At 49.1% G+C, this 16135-nt stretch carries 11 protein-coding genes; 6 read left to right on the top strand and 5 right to left on the bottom strand.

Annotated features, from left to right (window positions below; all coding sequences use genetic code 11):
* Position 1: 1 nt before the first annotated feature.
* Entirely contained in the window at positions 2–1093 is a 1092-nt protein-coding gene (locus AC07OI_RS19245) for a class I SAM-dependent methyltransferase (protein ID WP_495258347.1), read from the top strand.
* 45 nt (positions 1094–1138) lie between these two features.
* Here the strand turns inward: AC07OI_RS19245 and AC07OI_RS19250 are convergent, their stop codons facing one another.
* Positions 1139–3796 (bottom strand): O-linked N-acetylglucosamine transferase family protein, encoded by a 2658-nt coding sequence (locus AC07OI_RS19250; protein ID WP_495258348.1) that lies wholly within the window; start codon positions 3794–3796, stop codon positions 1139–1141.
* Positions 3797–4500: 704 nt separating this feature from the next.
* Between AC07OI_RS19250 and AC07OI_RS19255 the strand changes: the two genes are divergently transcribed.
* The 3 genes from AC07OI_RS19255 to AC07OI_RS19265 are packed head-to-tail and all read left to right on the top strand — an operon-like array spanning position 4501 to position 8405.
* On the top strand, positions 4501–6207 hold the full coding sequence (locus AC07OI_RS19255; RefSeq protein WP_495258349.1) for an SH3 domain-containing protein: 1707 nt from the start codon (positions 4501–4503) through the stop codon (positions 6205–6207).
* Between the two features lie 38 nt (positions 6208–6245).
* On the top strand, positions 6246–6578 hold the full coding sequence (locus AC07OI_RS19260) for a hypothetical protein (protein WP_495258350.1): 333 nt from the start codon (positions 6246–6248) through the stop codon (positions 6576–6578).
* 6 nt (positions 6579–6584) lie between these two features.
* Positions 6585–8405, top strand: a complete 1821-nt coding sequence (locus AC07OI_RS19265; RefSeq protein ID WP_495258351.1) for a formylglycine-generating enzyme family protein — start codon at positions 6585–6587, stop codon at positions 8403–8405.
* Here AC07OI_RS19265 and AC07OI_RS19270 read toward each other — a convergent pair.
* The gene (locus AC07OI_RS19270) at positions 8400–8534 is read right to left on the bottom strand and encodes a hypothetical protein (protein ID WP_495258352.1); all 135 of its coding nucleotides are present in this window, start codon (positions 8532–8534) and stop codon (positions 8400–8402) included. The two genes, AC07OI_RS19265 and AC07OI_RS19270, sit on opposite strands and share 6 nt — an antisense overlap.
* 313 nt (positions 8535–8847) lie before the next feature.
* Between AC07OI_RS19270 and AC07OI_RS19275 the strand changes: the two genes are divergently transcribed.
* A complete protein-coding gene (locus tag AC07OI_RS19275; protein ID WP_495258353.1) occupies positions 8848–10053 on the top strand; it encodes a hypothetical protein in 1206 nt (401 codons plus the stop codon).
* Positions 10054–10209: 156 nt separating this feature from the next.
* Positions 10210–11181, top strand: a complete 972-nt coding sequence (locus tag AC07OI_RS19280; protein WP_495258354.1) for an alpha/beta fold hydrolase — start codon at positions 10210–10212, stop codon at positions 11179–11181.
* 219 nt (positions 11182–11400) lie between these two features.
* Here AC07OI_RS19280 and AC07OI_RS19285 read toward each other — a convergent pair whose 3' ends face one another.
* From AC07OI_RS19285 to AC07OI_RS19295, 3 genes are all read right to left on the bottom strand, one after another.
* Positions 11401–12090 carry a hypothetical protein gene (locus AC07OI_RS19285; protein ID WP_495258355.1) on the bottom strand — a complete coding sequence of 230 codons (690 nt, stop codon included), beginning with the start codon at positions 12088–12090 and terminating at the stop codon, positions 11401–11403.
* An 84-nt stretch (positions 12091–12174) separates the two neighbouring features.
* The gene (locus AC07OI_RS19290; RefSeq protein WP_495258356.1) at positions 12175–12630 is read right to left on the bottom strand and encodes an SRPBCC family protein; all 456 of its coding nucleotides are present in this window, start codon (positions 12628–12630) and stop codon (positions 12175–12177) included.
* A 519-nt stretch (positions 12631–13149) separates the two neighbouring features.
* Positions 13150–15870 carry a DEAD/DEAH box helicase gene (locus AC07OI_RS19295; protein WP_492701247.1) on the bottom strand — a complete coding sequence of 907 codons (2721 nt, stop codon included), beginning with the start codon at positions 15868–15870 and terminating at the stop codon, positions 13150–13152.
* Positions 15871–16135 lie beyond the last annotated feature (265 nt).

Here is a 16135-nt window from a genome sequence, read left to right on the forward strand (position 1 = left end):
GATGGACAAGTCGATCTTGATTTTTCCGGCGGGAATGCCGCGTGCGCTGAGTTTTCTTGAGCAGTGTCTGCGCGATGGCCGCAAGGTGATTGGCGCATCTTCGCTAGCACATGATCCATCCCGCCCGTCTTATCCTGGCTGGCAGTTTCTGCCATATGTCACGGACGCGAATTTCGACCAGGCGCTGGCCGAAGCCATTGAGGAACAAGATATAGGCAGCATCTACACAGCCAACCCTGTGGTCTGGGATCACCTGCAACAGCGCCTGGCACAGATTGCACCGGGCGTGCAATTGCTCAATGACGCACCGGCCAACAATGAACTGGCGGTATTTCGTGCCGCAAAGAAACGCGCCCTGGAAGTGCTGGAGCACAGCTTGCCACTCAATGATGCGCGTCATGCAAAACCTGATCTGAGCATAACCCAGCTCAGCGCATTGTTGCTGCATGTGGAAGCTATCCCTGGCATGTGCGACCATCAAAAAGTCCGTGCCTTATACGAAATCGCCCGCCATTGCCCGGCTGGTGACCTGGTTGAAATCGGTAGCTGGTGGGGTAAATCTGCCTTTGTGCTATTGCAGCTGGCGCAGTGTTTTCACATCGGCAATGTCCTTTGTGTTGACCCATGGGCGGATGAGCATCTGGTACAAAAAGACGCCAGCGGCATCGTCGACAGGGTATCGAAACAAGTCAGCGCAGATGAAGCCTTCGAAGTATTTTTGGGTAATCTGCTGCCATATGCCAGGGGAGATATCAATTACCTGCGCATGCCATCAACATCAGGGGCTGCACAATACCAACAGCAGAAAATAGTTGCCACCGATGCAATGGGAGAAACCCCTTATCAAGGTCACATTGCCCTGCTTCATATCGATGGCAACCATAGTTATGAAAACGCCTGTGCCGATATCGCCGCCTGGAGCAAACTGGTGGCAGATGGCGGCTGGATAGTCGTCGATGATTACTCATGGCCTTTCGGCGATGGCCCGCGACGTGCGGCCGATGAATATCTGATCGCCAATCAGGCCGGGATTGACTCAGCGTTTTTCATGGGTGGTGCCCTCTTCATCCAGAAAAAAGCCAGCCACTCTTAATTCTCCCAATTATCACCACAGTAAAAACCGCTGACGTGCAATCAATCAGGGCACGTCACCCAGATCCTGTTCAAGCACTTCAAACGACTGTGCCGGCAAACCCTGGCACCAGTTTTGCCACATGATGCGCAAGGCGCGTCGCAAACCCTGGGCGATCAGTTCGGGGCGGCCTGGTACAGACTGGTGTATGCGTTCGCGCATACCCATGCGCAGGTTGGCCAGGCTGCGCAGGTCAGTCGCTGCAGCCACTGCCTTGCGTACAAATTCGTCGGCATCTGCGGCGATAAAATTATCCAGCCCCAGATGCCCCACGACGGACGTACTGGTACGGCTAGGTACGGTCTGGCCGTGCATGGTCATGGTGGGCACACCCATCCAGAGCGCATACATGGTGGTCGTGCCGCCCGAATAAGGGAAGGTATCGAGGCAGATATCAACCTGCTGATGTAGCATCAGATAGGCTCTCAGATCACAATGCGGTTCAAAACGCAGGCGCTCAGCGCTAATGCCGGCATCTGCAAACCAGCTACGGATAACTGGATGGTCACCACTCTCTGGCATTGAGCCCAGCAGCATGCGCGAATTAGGCACAGACCGCAAAACCCTGGCCCACATGGCAACCGTTGCTGCATTGATCTTGCCAACCCGGTTAAAGCTGCCGAAGGTCACATAACCCTTGGCTACAGCTGGCAAAGCCACCAGCTCAGGCGGATTGACCGTGGACTTGAACGGTGCATTGGCTGGCAGGCGAACCAGCTTTTCGACAAATTGCCGGTCAAATTCACCCGGCGGCAAGATAAATCGGTCTGTCAGGAAATAATCGACTGAGCGGAACCCTGTTGTACCCGGATAGCCCATCCAGCTAGCCTGTATCGGTGCTGGCTTGTGCCCGAATGCCTGCAACCTGTGCATGCTGGTGTGGCTGGACAGGTCAATCAGGATATCTATGCCATCCTGCATGATTTGCGCAACCAGGGCAGTGTCAGACACATCAGATACCTTGCGCCATTGCTTGAAACGGGAACGGATGCGATAAGTGATCTCGTCTTCCACGCTATTGTTATAGTAAATAAACACCGAGACATCGCTGGCACCGGCCAGATGCTCAAACACAGGTTCGATGAACGATGCCACAGCATGATTGCATAAATCAGCCGAGACAAAACCGACCTTCAATACTTTTTGCGGATCGCGCTGGTTTTGATGTTGCGGCCACGAGGCGCGCAAGTGTGCTTCGTAGATATCACCGATGCGGCAATGTTCTGCGAACAGGGCTTGCGGGTCAGCCCCCTGGTTTTCGACCAGGTTAAATAATTTCCAGCTAGCCAGTTCTATACGCTGGTTGACCAGTTCAGGGCTGATTTCCAGCGCCTGCTTGAGCGCTTGCTCGGCATCGGCAATCTGCCCCTGGGACTTCAGGATGGACGCCAGTATGCAAAAGAAGTCACCTGCTTGCGGTGCATACTGGATAGCAGTGCGACAGCTGGCCTCAGCCTCGTCCATTTTATGCTGCCCCATCAATAACAGGGCAAGATTGATATGCGCGTATGCGTGCTGCGGATTGATGGCCAGCACGGCCCTGAAGCATCGCTCAGCACTGGCAACCAGCCCTTGCTCAAGCTGTATGCCGCCCAGATTAAAATGGGCATCAGCAAGATCGGGTCTGATTTTAATTGCAGCCTGATAGCAGGCTACTGCCTCTGCCACGTGCCCTGACTGCCCCTGTTTTACGCCAAGCTCATAATGCCAGTTGGCATCATCAGTGACGCTGGTAAGCAGGCGCTGATAACCTGCATCTGTCTGCAACAAACGGTTTTGCGTGCCCAACATATCCAGCAGGACAGCCCTTGCTTCTGCATGGTCTGGCTGCACTTCCAGCAAACGCCACAGCCATGCTTCAGCGTCTGCAGTTTTAGATTGCGCCATCAGTGCATTGGCGAGCATCCACAACATCTGAGGCGGCACCTGTTCGTTTGTACTCACCCGCTTCACCAGCAAGTCTTCTGCTTCAGCATAGCGCGCCTGCATCAGCAATATCCCGCCCAAATTGATACAGGCATTCACGGACTGGGGATTGATTTCCACGGTGCGCCGATAAGATTGCTCCGCTTCCAGCATCCTGTTCTGGCGTTGTAACAAAATGCCCAGATTGAAATGGGCAAAAGCAAAAGCCGGATTGATCTCAATGGCACGGCGGTAGCTGGCCTCTGCTTCTGGCAAACGGTTTTGCGTCGTCAGGCTGGCTGCCAGGTTGAAATGGGCAACATCATGATCCGGTTCACGTGCGATCACTTGGCGGTAACAGCTTTCTGCCTCTGGACTGCGACCCTGTGCATCTAGGGCCAGCCCAAGATTGATACTGGCATCGCTAAAGTCAGGTGAAATTTCCAGGGCACGGCGATAGGCGGCTTCGGCAGCAGCCAGTTGCTGACGCTCATAAGCTACGTCGCCCAGCTTGTTGTGCACCTGCGCATCCAGTGGGTCAAGCGCAAGGGCCTGCTGATAACATTGCTCAGCCTGATCCAGCTCGCCCGCATCAAAAAAACGCTTGCCTTGCGCCAGCAAGCTGCCAGCGTCTTGCGCCTTGCCCGCAACAGGCGGGTTGTCACGCGGATTGTCAGGTGAATTATCAGCCGCAGCTTGCGCAGGCTGGCTATCAGCCTCATTACCTGAACTCAGGCGTTTTTTAAACCAAGAAAACATGCAAAGTTCCTTCACTTAGAACTGTTTGCCAAGAGCTATCAAGCGCTCTTTCAGATGCAATGGCAAAACACAAATATTAACGAAGGATAACATCGCTATGCCTTATTCTGAAACCTGGATCATGCAATCCAGATAAGGAGAGAGAAAACAAAAGATTCGTGGAATCATGTCTTACGCATTGCTTGGCATATATCAGAGCGTATTAGGGTCTGGGCCTGATAACAGTTCATGAATTGCAGCATTCAAAAAACTGAACGCATGATCTGTTTATAATTGTTAAATTTCGTAGAAAACAAGATAATTATTACCATTTAATTATAATAGACATTATGCTATCTCTAATGATAAACACTACTAAATAACGCTAAACCGGGTTTGTCATTGGCAACATGCAATAGTTTCGTCAATATCTGCCAGTTTCCTGTATTGCATCTCCTTTTTTGCCTTTGAAATACGCGTTTTGCTCCATTCCCATGGCAGCCCGCATCCATTATCCGGTGGTGCCTGGCCCAGGGTTAAGTCTCGACTTCTCACAGCGGAATCAAAATATGTGTGCACTGAACATCTCGTGGCCAGGTAATCCCCTACAAAATCAAAGTCAGCACCAAAGTCAAGGCCACCGATCACGGTGAGAGCATCGCCGGGTTGATTGTATGAGTTTGTATAAATATCCCCCGCAAATAATGTAATCAAAGGAGATGAATATGCCGGACAAACAAGACATTGCATGGTTTAAAGAACAGTTCCAGAGTCGCATTACAAACAAGCTGGTCGACACGCCTTTCAGTGTGGACATGATTGTCGCTCTTGCCTGCCAGGAGACAGGTGAGGTATGGCCCGTCTTGCGCAAGAAAGGTCTGTCAATTGCAGAGATACTGCGGCTTTGTGTTGGCGACACGCTCGATGCGGATAAAGGACGCAGCGCCTTCCCAAAAAATAAAACAGAATTACTGGCAGCAAAGCAGGGCCAGCAAATGTTTGATGTTGCCCACCAGGCCCTGGTCGACATGGCAGTACACATCAAAGGCTATGCGCCTGCCGCAGCAAAACCAAACAAGTTTTGCCGGGGCTTTGGCCTGTTCCAGCGCGATCTGCAATTTTTCAAGGAAGACCCCAGCTATTTCCTTAACCAGAAATACGCTGATTTTGATCAGACCCTGCAGCAGTGCCTGAATGAACTCAAGCGCGCTGTCAAAAAACTCCAGTTTGAAGGCAAAACTTCGCTGACTGACATGGAAACCGCCGCCGTTGCAATTTGCTATAACACTGGCGGCTTCAAGCCAGCCAATGGTTTGAAGCAAGGTTACTTTAACGGCAGCCAATATTATGGCGAAGCTTTTTTTGATTTGCTGCGCCTGTCACAAACGGTCGCCGTTGGCGGGGAGACACCCAAGCTTCATGAGCTGGCCCATGGCAATGCCATCCTGCCGCCAGCCAGCCCGCTGGCTGCAACGGGTGATTTTTTCAAGGTCAATACCGAACAAGGCATGCTTAACCTGCGTAGCGAGCCTGCAATTTCTGACCCAGCCCAAAAAAATGTCATTGCTGCGCTGCCATTTGGCCATCCCGTACGCGCAGTGAGTAAAAATGCCGTGAATGGTTTTCGTGAGATAGAAACCAGTTTATCGGGCGCGCTGCTGCGTGGCTACTGCTCTGCCAAACTGCTGGTGCGCGACGCAACGCTGAACGACATAGAGGTGATACAGCCAGCCACCAGCAATCCCGTTGATGGCATCATTGCCGTGAATCTGCCGATTAAAGCGGGGCAAATCATCCGGCGTAGCGAAGCGGCGGGAGCCCGTCCACTCAATGAAAAAAATCAACCTGGCAGAACTGGTACCAGCGCAGAAGAACTGCGTGCAGAGCTGGGCAGTATCATCAGCTGGCTTGCCGTTGACAACCCCGCTCACTTGCGCTACCAACCGCACTCAGGGCTGACTTTCTGCAATATCTATGCTCATGATTATTGCCATCTCGCTGGAGCGTATCTGCCAAGGGTATGGTGGACACAGCGCTCCGTCATTGTCCTAAGCAAAGGTGAGACAGTGCCTGTCAAGATTGATGTCACCGTCGATGAAATGCGCGCAAATAACCTGTTTCGCTGGTTCCGGGATTTTGGGCCAGGTTTTGGCTGGCGTCAGGCCAGCAGCCTGTCAGATCTGCAACAGGAAGTCAATCAGGGAGCAATCGGCATCATTGTCGCCCGCCGCAGGGAAGAAGGCCGCTCTGGCCACATCGTTGTGGTGGTGCCCGAAACGGCAGAACAGCGGGCCCGCCGCGACTCTTCTGGCGCTGTCACTGCCCCGCTGCAAAGCCAGGCAGGTGCCACTAATTTTCAATATGGCACAGGTCGCCCGAACTGGTGGAAGGGTGAAGAATTTGCCGAGAGCGCCTTCTGGTTGCACGCCTGACCAATAACCTGCCGTTTTACCTTTGAAGAGAGCCATGTATGATATTGGACAGTATTTTGATACAGGTGCTGGTGGCACTGACTGGTGGCATTGCTGCTGAGTTACTGCATTGGTATGCCCTCTCAAGACGACCGGGGGCGATCCAGAAATACCGGTTCAAACCTGTCTATTGGTTTACCACGGGTGCAATGATCGCGCTCGGCGGCATGATGCCTGTACTGTATATCCAGGGTTCGGCATCTGCGCTGCTGTGCTTTCATCTAGGCGCCGCCACACCAGTCATCGTTGAAAAATTAATCACCAGCATCCCCACTCAGGTTGCAGAGCAAGGCGGCGACAGTGCTTCGTTTAAAGATTTTTTTCGCTGGTAAGCAAGCATGGCTTCAATCCAGAAAATTGACTTCGTGAATTTGAATGGAGACACCCCGCCTCATCTGTATCTGGATACCTTGCCACCAGCAGACGCAGTAGAAAAAATGGTGCGCAAGATGTTCGCGCCTTTTTCTGCATCCGCCCCCGTACCTGTATCTGTACCAGCACTGCTCCCCGGCGAAGCTTTGGGATACGTCACTGATTTATTAACGATCGTCTATATATACGGTCATGCATGGATGGCAGAAACAGGCTTGCATATCGCCGTTTTAGACCAAGGCAGCATTGTCATGATGGATGCCAGTTCCCTGCTGGCATCCATCTCTCGCCGCCATGACATGAGCAAGACCATACTCATCCTCGACTGCTGCCATGCAGCAGGATTTGACACGCATATTGCCATGCTGGCCCAGGTGCCACGGATGGTGGTGTACGCCGCAGATGCCCATGAGAGTGCCATCTCCTTGCTCAGTGACAAGGCAACGCAATTGGCTTTTACTTTGCAGTTTGTCATCGGAAAGAACAAGGAGCGTATCGATCTCGCACGGGTCATTGCTGACACAGCAGAAATCCTGTCGAAAGATTCTGTCATAAAAAAACAGACTGTCAGTTATCGCATGCATGGCCAGGCAATACAATTGCTCGCCACCGGAAGTACAAAAGGCAGGAAAAACATCACCGCATTGAAAATCAGGAACAGGTTACTCATGTTAGGTGCCGTTACGGCTTTGCTGATATCTGGCCTGAGTTGGTACTACTGGAGCCATGCCATGATCGAAGTCGATCTGGGTCAATTGGCAACGATAGCAGCACCTGTGCATATCCTGGTCAACCATGAGTCGCCAGCAGAAAACGAGAGCCAGGTTTTGTATGAACAGCTTGTAACAACAAAACGCGCACGATTCTGGGTTCCCGCAGGCGACCTGATTTTGCGTACCGCCGCCACTTTTGCAGATGAAAAAAGCAGAGCAATGGCATTCCATCTGGATTTAACACCCGGCTGGAAAATGGATGCAAAACTGCAAAGCCTGTCACTACCTGATGCAAAGGACATCCAGGCACACCCTGGCATGGCATACATACCGGTGACGCATTGGTATCACGGCAGGGACAAGGAGCCGCGCCAGAATAACAAAGCATACTGGATAGATATTTCCCCGCCTACTGTTCAACAATATCTGCCTGAGGCACGGCAGCTGGAGCAATCAGGAAAATTAAACAGCCAGAATTCTTACCTGCTCACAGCAATGCAAAAATCAGATGCAATCAAGGCTGTTGGACTAGAGCAAATCAAGCCTCTGACAAAAGATCTTGGCAATATCTTCGCCGTCATTGCGGCAGATGCAAATCAACTGACTGATCCCGGCGATATCGTGCTAGGCGCAGCACCGTTGCCCTGCCCCACCTGCCCAGCCCCCATGACCAGATATGAAGCAAAACTGCATTGCGAACATCACGGCAAAAAACTGGCTACCGATCTGGAATGGGAACTGGCAATCCGTGGTGTGGATGGACGTATTTTCCCTTGGGGAGACCGGCTTGACGGGCGCAGGGCCAACATCCCCGGCTTGCCGGAAAAAGGACAAGCTCCACCAGCACTCAAGCCTGTGAATACATACAAAGCCTTTCCCAGCCCATTTGGCCTCATCGATACCGTAGGAAATGCAGGTAACTGGGTAGAAAACACCCTTGGCTCTTATGAGAGAATCTATATGGGCGCTACCTATCGCTTTAATCCTGAAGACGCCACAGCCTACAGGGTGCTGCCAATCACTGAATCTGATTACTTCTTGAAGGAAATCAGCGCCCGCTGCGTAAGCTTATAGCCAAGGATTCGGATTGGCTCTGTAGTAAGCACGAATTTCCGGGTCGGTCTTGAACTGGTCACCAATCATCGCCTTGATGGCTTCATGTCGATCACAGTCAGACGGCAGGGCCGGGGGGGCGTGTGCCATCTCACATGACGGCTATCACGTTACGGCTACGTCACGGCAATGCTTAAGCATGGGTCATAAGACTGCATGATAGCTTGCTGATCAGCGCGGTTGGATGCGCAAGCCGTATTGTCTTGCAGCTTACCGGCAGACTTATGGCCGCCGCCATCGCGAAATGAACGGGCTGTTCATCGCGCCCCTGCTTCCTCCAACTTTATCTCACTAACTGGCTAAATTGTTGCATACTTGCTACCGCGCAATTGCTGGCCCACTTCAGCAAGATCAGCGACAAAAGAAAAGTGAACCAAAAGTTCACGCAAAATACGGAGACTTCATGAATAAAAAAATCGCAAGTGCACTGGCAGTCGGTTTATTGGCAACGACCCTGGCTGGATGCGGTGGCGGCTCAGGTGGCAGCAACAGCAATGCGCAGAATTCCACCGCACAAAACCAGGTCAGCACTAGCCTGGTGCCTGTGATATTGCCTGGGCCTGTTCCTGCGGATTCGCCACCTCCGCCAACTGGTGCCACCTATGCAATGTCATTGGCGATTCCGCCACGCCACCAGTGGAATGCCAATTACGGCTATTGTGGTGAAACAGCATTTATCAGCGCCGGTTTGTATTATGGCCAGTATGTGTCGCAATACACGGCACGCGCTGCCGCGACACCGGGCGTCAATCAAACCGACGTCAACAGCCAGTTGCTCGTTTCGGTCAACGATTTGACGGCAGCAGCCAATATGCACCTGACTGCGGTTGAATGGAATGGGCAATCCAACGCGGTCACCACTAACCAATACCTGGCCTGGATCAAGGGCTACGTGCTGGCAGGTTATCCGGTGATCATGGGGATCTATGTCAATCAGTATCAGCCTGGCGGCAATCCCTCGGCTGGCTTCTCCAGTTACGATCATATCGTACCGGTCAATGGCATCGCCTCCAACCACCCTTTGGTACCGGGATTGAACCAGACCTATTACCCCGACGATATTTTGCAGATCAGCGACAATAGCGGCACTAATAACGTCAACTACCCCAACCAGTTTACTGCCCCGCCGGTGGCAGCTGCTTATTTGTTTCAATATGGTTTCGACAAATTCCAGATGACACGTGTGCAAGCTAACTCCTCAACTGCACCACCGTACTCGCTTGCCTTGCATACCAGCGTCAACAATCAAAATTCAGCCGTCGCCATCACCGGTGTCATCGACCTGAACAGGGAAACTGTTCCGGTGCGCCTGGCGACCGACTTGAATTACGAAAACCCGGCAATGAGCAAAGACTCGAATACCCCACCGGCAGCAGCACCATTGACCTTGACCGCAACCGTCTACGGTTTGACCGCCGGTGTTAAATACAATGTATATCAGTACAACTCACTGGCAGCCATCCCCAATTCATCCTTCAACGCCAATGCTGCCGCTGCCTCGCAGATATTTACTTTCACTGCCACGGATTCCACGTATGTGCTGCCTCCAGTAAAAATCATGTCGAACCAGACTGCTGCTTTCCGTGCTGTGCCTGTATCGGCGCGTTGAAGCAAGACCTTAAACTGCGCATTGGGCAAATATGCAGTCATCAGCGATTGTCTGCATTAACCAAATACCCAGTTGCGCAGATGCAGTTTCACCAGTTCCATCTCCGCAACATGCAAGCAACCAACCTGAAATAAACCGATGATAAATAAAAGTATATTGGCAATTTTATTTGCTGCCCTGATTCCATTTTCTGAATGTACAGCGCAGGACGTGAACCAGACCAAGGCTCAAAACATGTCAATAAAAATCGACAAAATGCTGACCCCGGAAATTGGTGGAATAAAACAGTTTGTAGAAATAAAAACGGATGATGCAAATAAGCCTGTCCTGCTATTTTTATCTGGCGGCCCCGGAAGCTCGATGATGAACAATGCGGCTTCTTTCACGAATATCCTGAAAGACAGATTTACGATAATTCAATGGGATCAAAGAGATGCCGGAAGGACATTGAAATTAAATCCCTCACCTGTTCAGCCCTCTGTTGAACTCATGGAGAAAGACACCTATCAAGTCATAGAATTCATCAGAAAAGAGTTAAAGCAGGAAAAAATATATTTATTGGGCAGCTCCTGGGGCAATGTCCTGGGTTTTTACATCGTCAGAAATCATCCAGAGTTATTGCATGCTTATTTTGCAGCAAACCCTGTAATCAGTCAGCTGGCCAGTGAGAAAGAATTGCTTGGCGCATTGAAAATCCACTTCAAGGATAATGCACTCGCCAGCCAGGAACTGGCCAGCGTCAACATCCCATTTAAAATCGACGAAGACCTGTTCTATCTCAGAAAGTGGCTGTTATACAAAGAAGGCAAAGAGTTTGTAACGAGTACTGATTTCAAAACCGGTTTTCTGCAATGGTCAAAAACCTGGTCACCAGTATGGAATGCAGTCATGAATATGGACTTACCAAAGACCTTGAAAGAAGTCGATTGCCCCGTCTATTTTTTCGTGGGTAAAAACGATATACAAACATCAGCTCAAATTACAAAAGACTATTTCGGGCAATTGAAAGCACCAAAGAAAAATCTGTTTTTATTTGAAAATTCTGGGCATCAAATTCATAAAGACGAAGCAGAAAAATTTCAGCAAACTATCATCAGCACCTTGCCTGCTACTTCAACGGTGAAGTAGCAGCTACTTTTAAGCCGGGGTTACCCAATAACCCCGGTAGCTTGTAGGTGCGATTAGTGTAACGTAATCGCACGTATTTCAATCACTGCTGACTGTTCATTCCAGGTCTATTCCAGGGTTATACTGGTGATGGAATTTATGTGTGTTGTTCAGCATGCGTGCGATTACCTTACACTAATCGCATCTACGCACTGATTCAAAAGCAGATGTCTATCCAGCTTAATAAACGACACCTATCTCAGCTATCGGCCCCCGAAACGCGATGGCCAGTTCATTGACAAAATCGCGTGCGGGCAGTTGGCGTAGCTTTTCGCAAAAGCCCGGCAAGCTTTTCCCAAAGTCCAGCATGACAGCGCCGCGCCAATAGCCTGCATAGTCGGTCCAGTCATACAGTCCAGGGAAATTTTTACCCAAATGAATACGCATCTCAGGTGCGCCTGAATACTCCCCGTGAACCAGGTAGGCATCAAAGGTTTTTGAAACCGGCCAGGGAATTGCATCCAGGTCATACACAAAACCCGTGCACGCCTGGTCCGGCGCAGGTGAAATCTGTTCGAAATAACTGTATTCGTCAGACTGCTGGATACGGATATCATTGCCAGCGACAACAATGATTTTTGAAATGTAATGATCCTCATCCTCTATGGTATCGTAGTAACACGGCCCGGCGATGTCAACTACGGGCTTGCCTTTGGCTTCATCGTAGATAAGCGCCTGGCCAGCACCCGGCATGAAGTTGGGAATGGTTCTTTCTGACGATTCTTTCATCGTCGATAAATCAAACACCATGGTCGGCGTGTTGATCAACGACCATTTATACAAAACCGCATCGACACGTGCCAGGGTATCCGCCGCTGGCAGCCAGTCCTTGTCATTGACGACAAAAAAATGCCGGTATTCCACGCCCATCTTATGCTCCCTTAAATTCCCTTAAAAAGAAGGCATCAGTGTACCCGCTTTCGCATTATGCGAGTACGATTGGGAACCCCAGAGTCATGGCCGCTTCTCGAGAGTCTTCTGCAAGCGTTTTATACCAATAGCTGCCCTTTTGCGTAATACGCTCCTGAATAAATGCAAGAGCGTGGCTTTGAATAGAAAACTATCATTGCGACTGAACATCTTCCACGTGACGCTACAGGATTCAGCACCGGTAGCCTGAAAGCGCATCTCCATTCTTGGCATCAAAGGCGGAAACTCACCTTCCGTAATAAACACCTTGCCAAATTCAGCCTCCCTGACACAGATTTTTATTTTTCTCTTGCCTCTGAGCGGGGCCGCGATTGTTTCCAGATATTCCTTGCCACGCTGCCCATGCTCGAGTGTGTTGGCTGACTCTATCGATAAAACCCCAGGAAACCACTCAGCAAAATGCTCAAGATTTGTCGCGTACTGATATGCGGCCTCGACAGATCTGGCGACGGTTGTAGTCTGTTCAGTGAGTAGTTGCAATGCAATCTCCTTTTTGGAAACTAACTAAGCTGGTAAAAAATTGCGCGCACTTGATTACAGCACGATTTTGGGGGTATCTTACCTGACTTCCCTGATACTACATCTATTATGCACAGCCTTAAGGTTAACAGGCCCGGGCAAATGCATGATTTCAGGCTGTGCTTGAATCAGTGTGCGAGGCAACACCATAAACTGCGGCAGATATAGGCAGTGCCGCTCGTCGTGGCACTCTGGTAATTCTCGTTCGGCATGAGTATTAGGTTTGCCCCTAGATTTGCTTTACCTAATAAAAAGCCACTCGTACCTTATAGAGGAGTGAGTGGCTTTTACTACAAGGTCTGAGTTTTGGCGACGTGTAAAGCTCGTAGGTGCGATTAGTGTAACGTAATCGCACGTATTTCAATCACGGCTATGCACATGTATGCGTGCGATAACGGTGCACTAATCGCGCCTACACTAGCCACAGTCCACGGACTGAAATCGTATGAATATTCGACCTGCCCCAAAATTTCTTGGAATTCAGATAATTGGGAGACGTCCTAGTCGATCAATCTCGCTAACACCTGGCGTTATCATCCATTCAAAAACCTCCTTCGCACTTTTACTGCCAGAACGTAGTAACAGCATTGCTTCGACAAAATACGAATGCTGAAGTAAACTGATTTCAATGGAAGCACATGCTTTGCTCGCGGAAAAGGTATCGAATCCTGGTTTCCCTAGAGTGACTTTATGAACATTAGCAATATCTGCCGCTTTATGCAGTACAGCGAAAGCCTCCTCTTTATTAATTTGCGGGGGTTTCTTTGTAGTTGTTTTACACTCCAAAACAAGCGAAACTTCGTCCATAGTAATCATAAAATCCGGCACGCCTTGACGCATACCATCGTCTAATTTTTGAATTACCCATGTAGTCTCGAGAGACAAAATTCTCTCCACTGGATTTTCATATTCACCTCCAAGCAATGAATACAATTCCTCAACCAACTCTTCTAACCCTAAAGTCTTTGCAAATCGCATATGTTGACGTTCCATTCGCTTATATGGATCCGACTCACTATTTTCAATTGCTTTAAGTAGTAATTTAGTACGCTCTCGGTTCACCAAGACTCCTTCAAGTGCATCAAAAGGGGCTTCCAGAATTTTTTCTGGACTGTCGAAACCAACTTTCCGAAGAGCTAGCGCCCTTTGACGGCCGAAACCGGGAACTTTTGCTCGTTGGGCAATAGTAACCAAGTCAATTAATTCCATCGGCACGCCTAACTGAACCCTGCGCGCAAAAATTCCTATTTGATTCATCACTTTTTGTGATACCAATATATTTGGCACAGTTGCGATTTGTCGAATACCATTTAAAACCCATTGAATATCCCCGGCAAAACGGTGCAATTGCCCTGACGGGACTCCAGACCAAGCGCCTATCTTCCTTTCACTTTCTCCAGATATAAAAAGGTATAACGCATATACACATTGTGCGACGGTTTTATCTATATTCTGACTTTGGATCAAAGAATAGGCCGATGCTTCATTCAGAAGTGAGTATGCTTGTTCGCTGGGAGCGCCATATGTAACGCCTGGAAGAAACCGTTGACCAATTTCCTGATTAAACTCATCGGAATGACACACAGCTAAAAGCAACGCGACTTCGAAATTTTCAAAGTTCACTTCAAGGCTTGCTGAGTTTTGACGTAGCATAACCCCGAAAAAAAGCGCCGTGGTAGGCAGCAATCCCGTTTGCGCCACGACTTTCCCAAATTTCGTTGCTCTCAATCTTCCTGCATCATTGACAATCATTTCCGCTTCAACCAGCCACTGAATAGCATCCTCAATTTTCAAAATCAGTTCGTCTAATTTGGTCGGATTTTTATCTTGAACTTGATACCAAAATAATGTGTTCTCCAAAAATTCCCGGGTGCTTACCGAATCGGTAGCGTTTTCACAGGCAATTAATTGTAAAACTATTTTTCTGACACTTAAGGATGCCAGTTTCGAATAGAGCAATTCATTTTGAGTACCCACTAAATAGTTGGCATGCTTCATTTCAAGATTATCTCGAGGAATCATAATTGCATATCCCTCATTGTGCATACCAAGCCTGCCGGCCCTCCCAGACATATTACGATACGCCCCTAAAGGTATGTCAGCGGGAGGAATATAGCGGCGTCTAATTCTATCGAATAAAACCGTTTTAAATGGAAAATTAACTCCAGCAGCTAATGTAGGAGTCGCAAAGCAAACCTCGAAATGCCCCTCTGTTAATCCTTGCTCTACAACAGTTCTCTCACTGGATGTTAGATCAGCAGTATGAAATGCCACATTTGTTTCTGAAGAGGATTTCAATCGGATAGAGAATTCAGTTGCCTCAGAAAATAGTTCCAGTTGTTCCGCAAACTTATAGCCAGCAGCAGTCTTTGAGCATCTAGCTGAATACTCTGTCGCTAGCTTCATCGCATCGGCTCGCGTTTCGGTAAACACGAGAATTGGCCCTCGCCCTTCTTTCCTTAGCTGATCAACGGCGTCCAGCGTTGTAGTTGGCAGCCTAGTAAACTGAGTTGAAGCACCTTGATCCTGTCCAAATTTGACTTTGTAGATTTGATCTCTTGCCCATATTTCTTGTATGAGATCTACATCACGATGAGTCGTTTGAACAAGCTCACAATTCAACCATCCAGCCAAATCCTTACCGTTTTCAACTGTAGCAGTCAGAGCAACGAACTGCTTTGGATTACGTTGCCTAAGCGCTGCACATAAAACTTCAATCTCAGGCCCTCGTTTGTCCTCACCAAGAATCTGTAATTCGTCCGCTATGATGGTTGTCTCAGATATAGATAAAACACCCATCATAACCAGAGCTATTGCTTTCTCATAAGTTGTAACGAGTACATCTGGGTCAGGATCTCCGTCATCTCGGTCACCAGTTGAAATGCCGATTCGAGCAATTGGATCTTCTCCACTCAGGCCGTAACGTAGCTCAAAATCCTCAAACTTCTGATCCGCCAACGCCTTGTGTGAAACAAGGTAAAGGGTTTTTGCACCAGCACGAATTGCGGATAACATAGCCAATTCGCCAATTAGAGTTTTCCCAGATGAAGTCGGTGCGCAAATAACTAAGCTTTTGCGCTGACAAACTCCGGCGTCAATGGCTAATTGCTGAACCTTAGTAAAGGTTTTAATTTTTTGGAAATGTAGTCGGCTAATGAGCCAAGGGTCGAAAACGATTCCAGTTTGTTCTGAAATATTCATGACATCCTCAATCAAAATTTTCCCCATTCAACTTCATGATTGACACGAAAATCACCGCGTTACTGTTATGCAACTAGTAATTTCATTAAATACTACACACATTGGAATATTTAATTGTTAATTAATGTAGAAAATAAGATAATTAATAGCGAGATTGTTTTGCGTGCACAGCTTATGAAATACATGAATGTGAAATTTGCCCCCTGCCACAATGAGGCAGCATAAAGGTTTAAGGGCAGTCTTTCAGGCAGAGTGCGTCAATCTT

This window comes from Undibacterium sp. GW821-FHT07F11 (assembly GCF_059418665.1).

Bases quoted from the DNA above. Each gene is read 5' to 3' on its own strand.
- AC07OI_RS19245 (WP_495258347.1), top strand. From the start codon at position 2: ATGGACAAGTCGATCTTGATTTTTCCGGCGGGAATGCCGCGTGCGCTG.
- AC07OI_RS19250 (WP_495258348.1), bottom strand. From the start codon at position 3,796: ATGTTTTCTTGGTTTAAAAAACGCCTGAGTTCAGGTAATGAGGCTGAT.
- AC07OI_RS19255 (WP_495258349.1), top strand. From the start codon at position 4,501: ATGCCGGACAAACAAGACATTGCATGGTTTAAAGAACAGTTCCAGAGT.
- AC07OI_RS19260 (WP_495258350.1), top strand. From the start codon at position 6,246: ATGATATTGGACAGTATTTTGATACAGGTGCTGGTGGCACTGACTGGT.
- AC07OI_RS19265 (WP_495258351.1), top strand. From the start codon at position 6,585: ATGGCTTCAATCCAGAAAATTGACTTCGTGAATTTGAATGGAGACACC.
- AC07OI_RS19270 (WP_495258352.1), bottom strand. From the start codon at position 8,534: ATGGCACACGCCCCCCCGGCCCTGCCGTCTGACTGTGATCGACATGAA.
- AC07OI_RS19275 (WP_495258353.1), top strand. From the start codon at position 8,848: ATGAATAAAAAAATCGCAAGTGCACTGGCAGTCGGTTTATTGGCAACG.
- AC07OI_RS19285 (WP_495258355.1), bottom strand. From the start codon at position 12,090: ATGGGCGTGGAATACCGGCATTTTTTTGTCGTCAATGACAAGGACTGG.
- AC07OI_RS19295 (WP_492701247.1), bottom strand. From the start codon at position 15,870: ATGAATATTTCAGAACAAACTGGAATCGTTTTCGACCCTTGGCTCATT.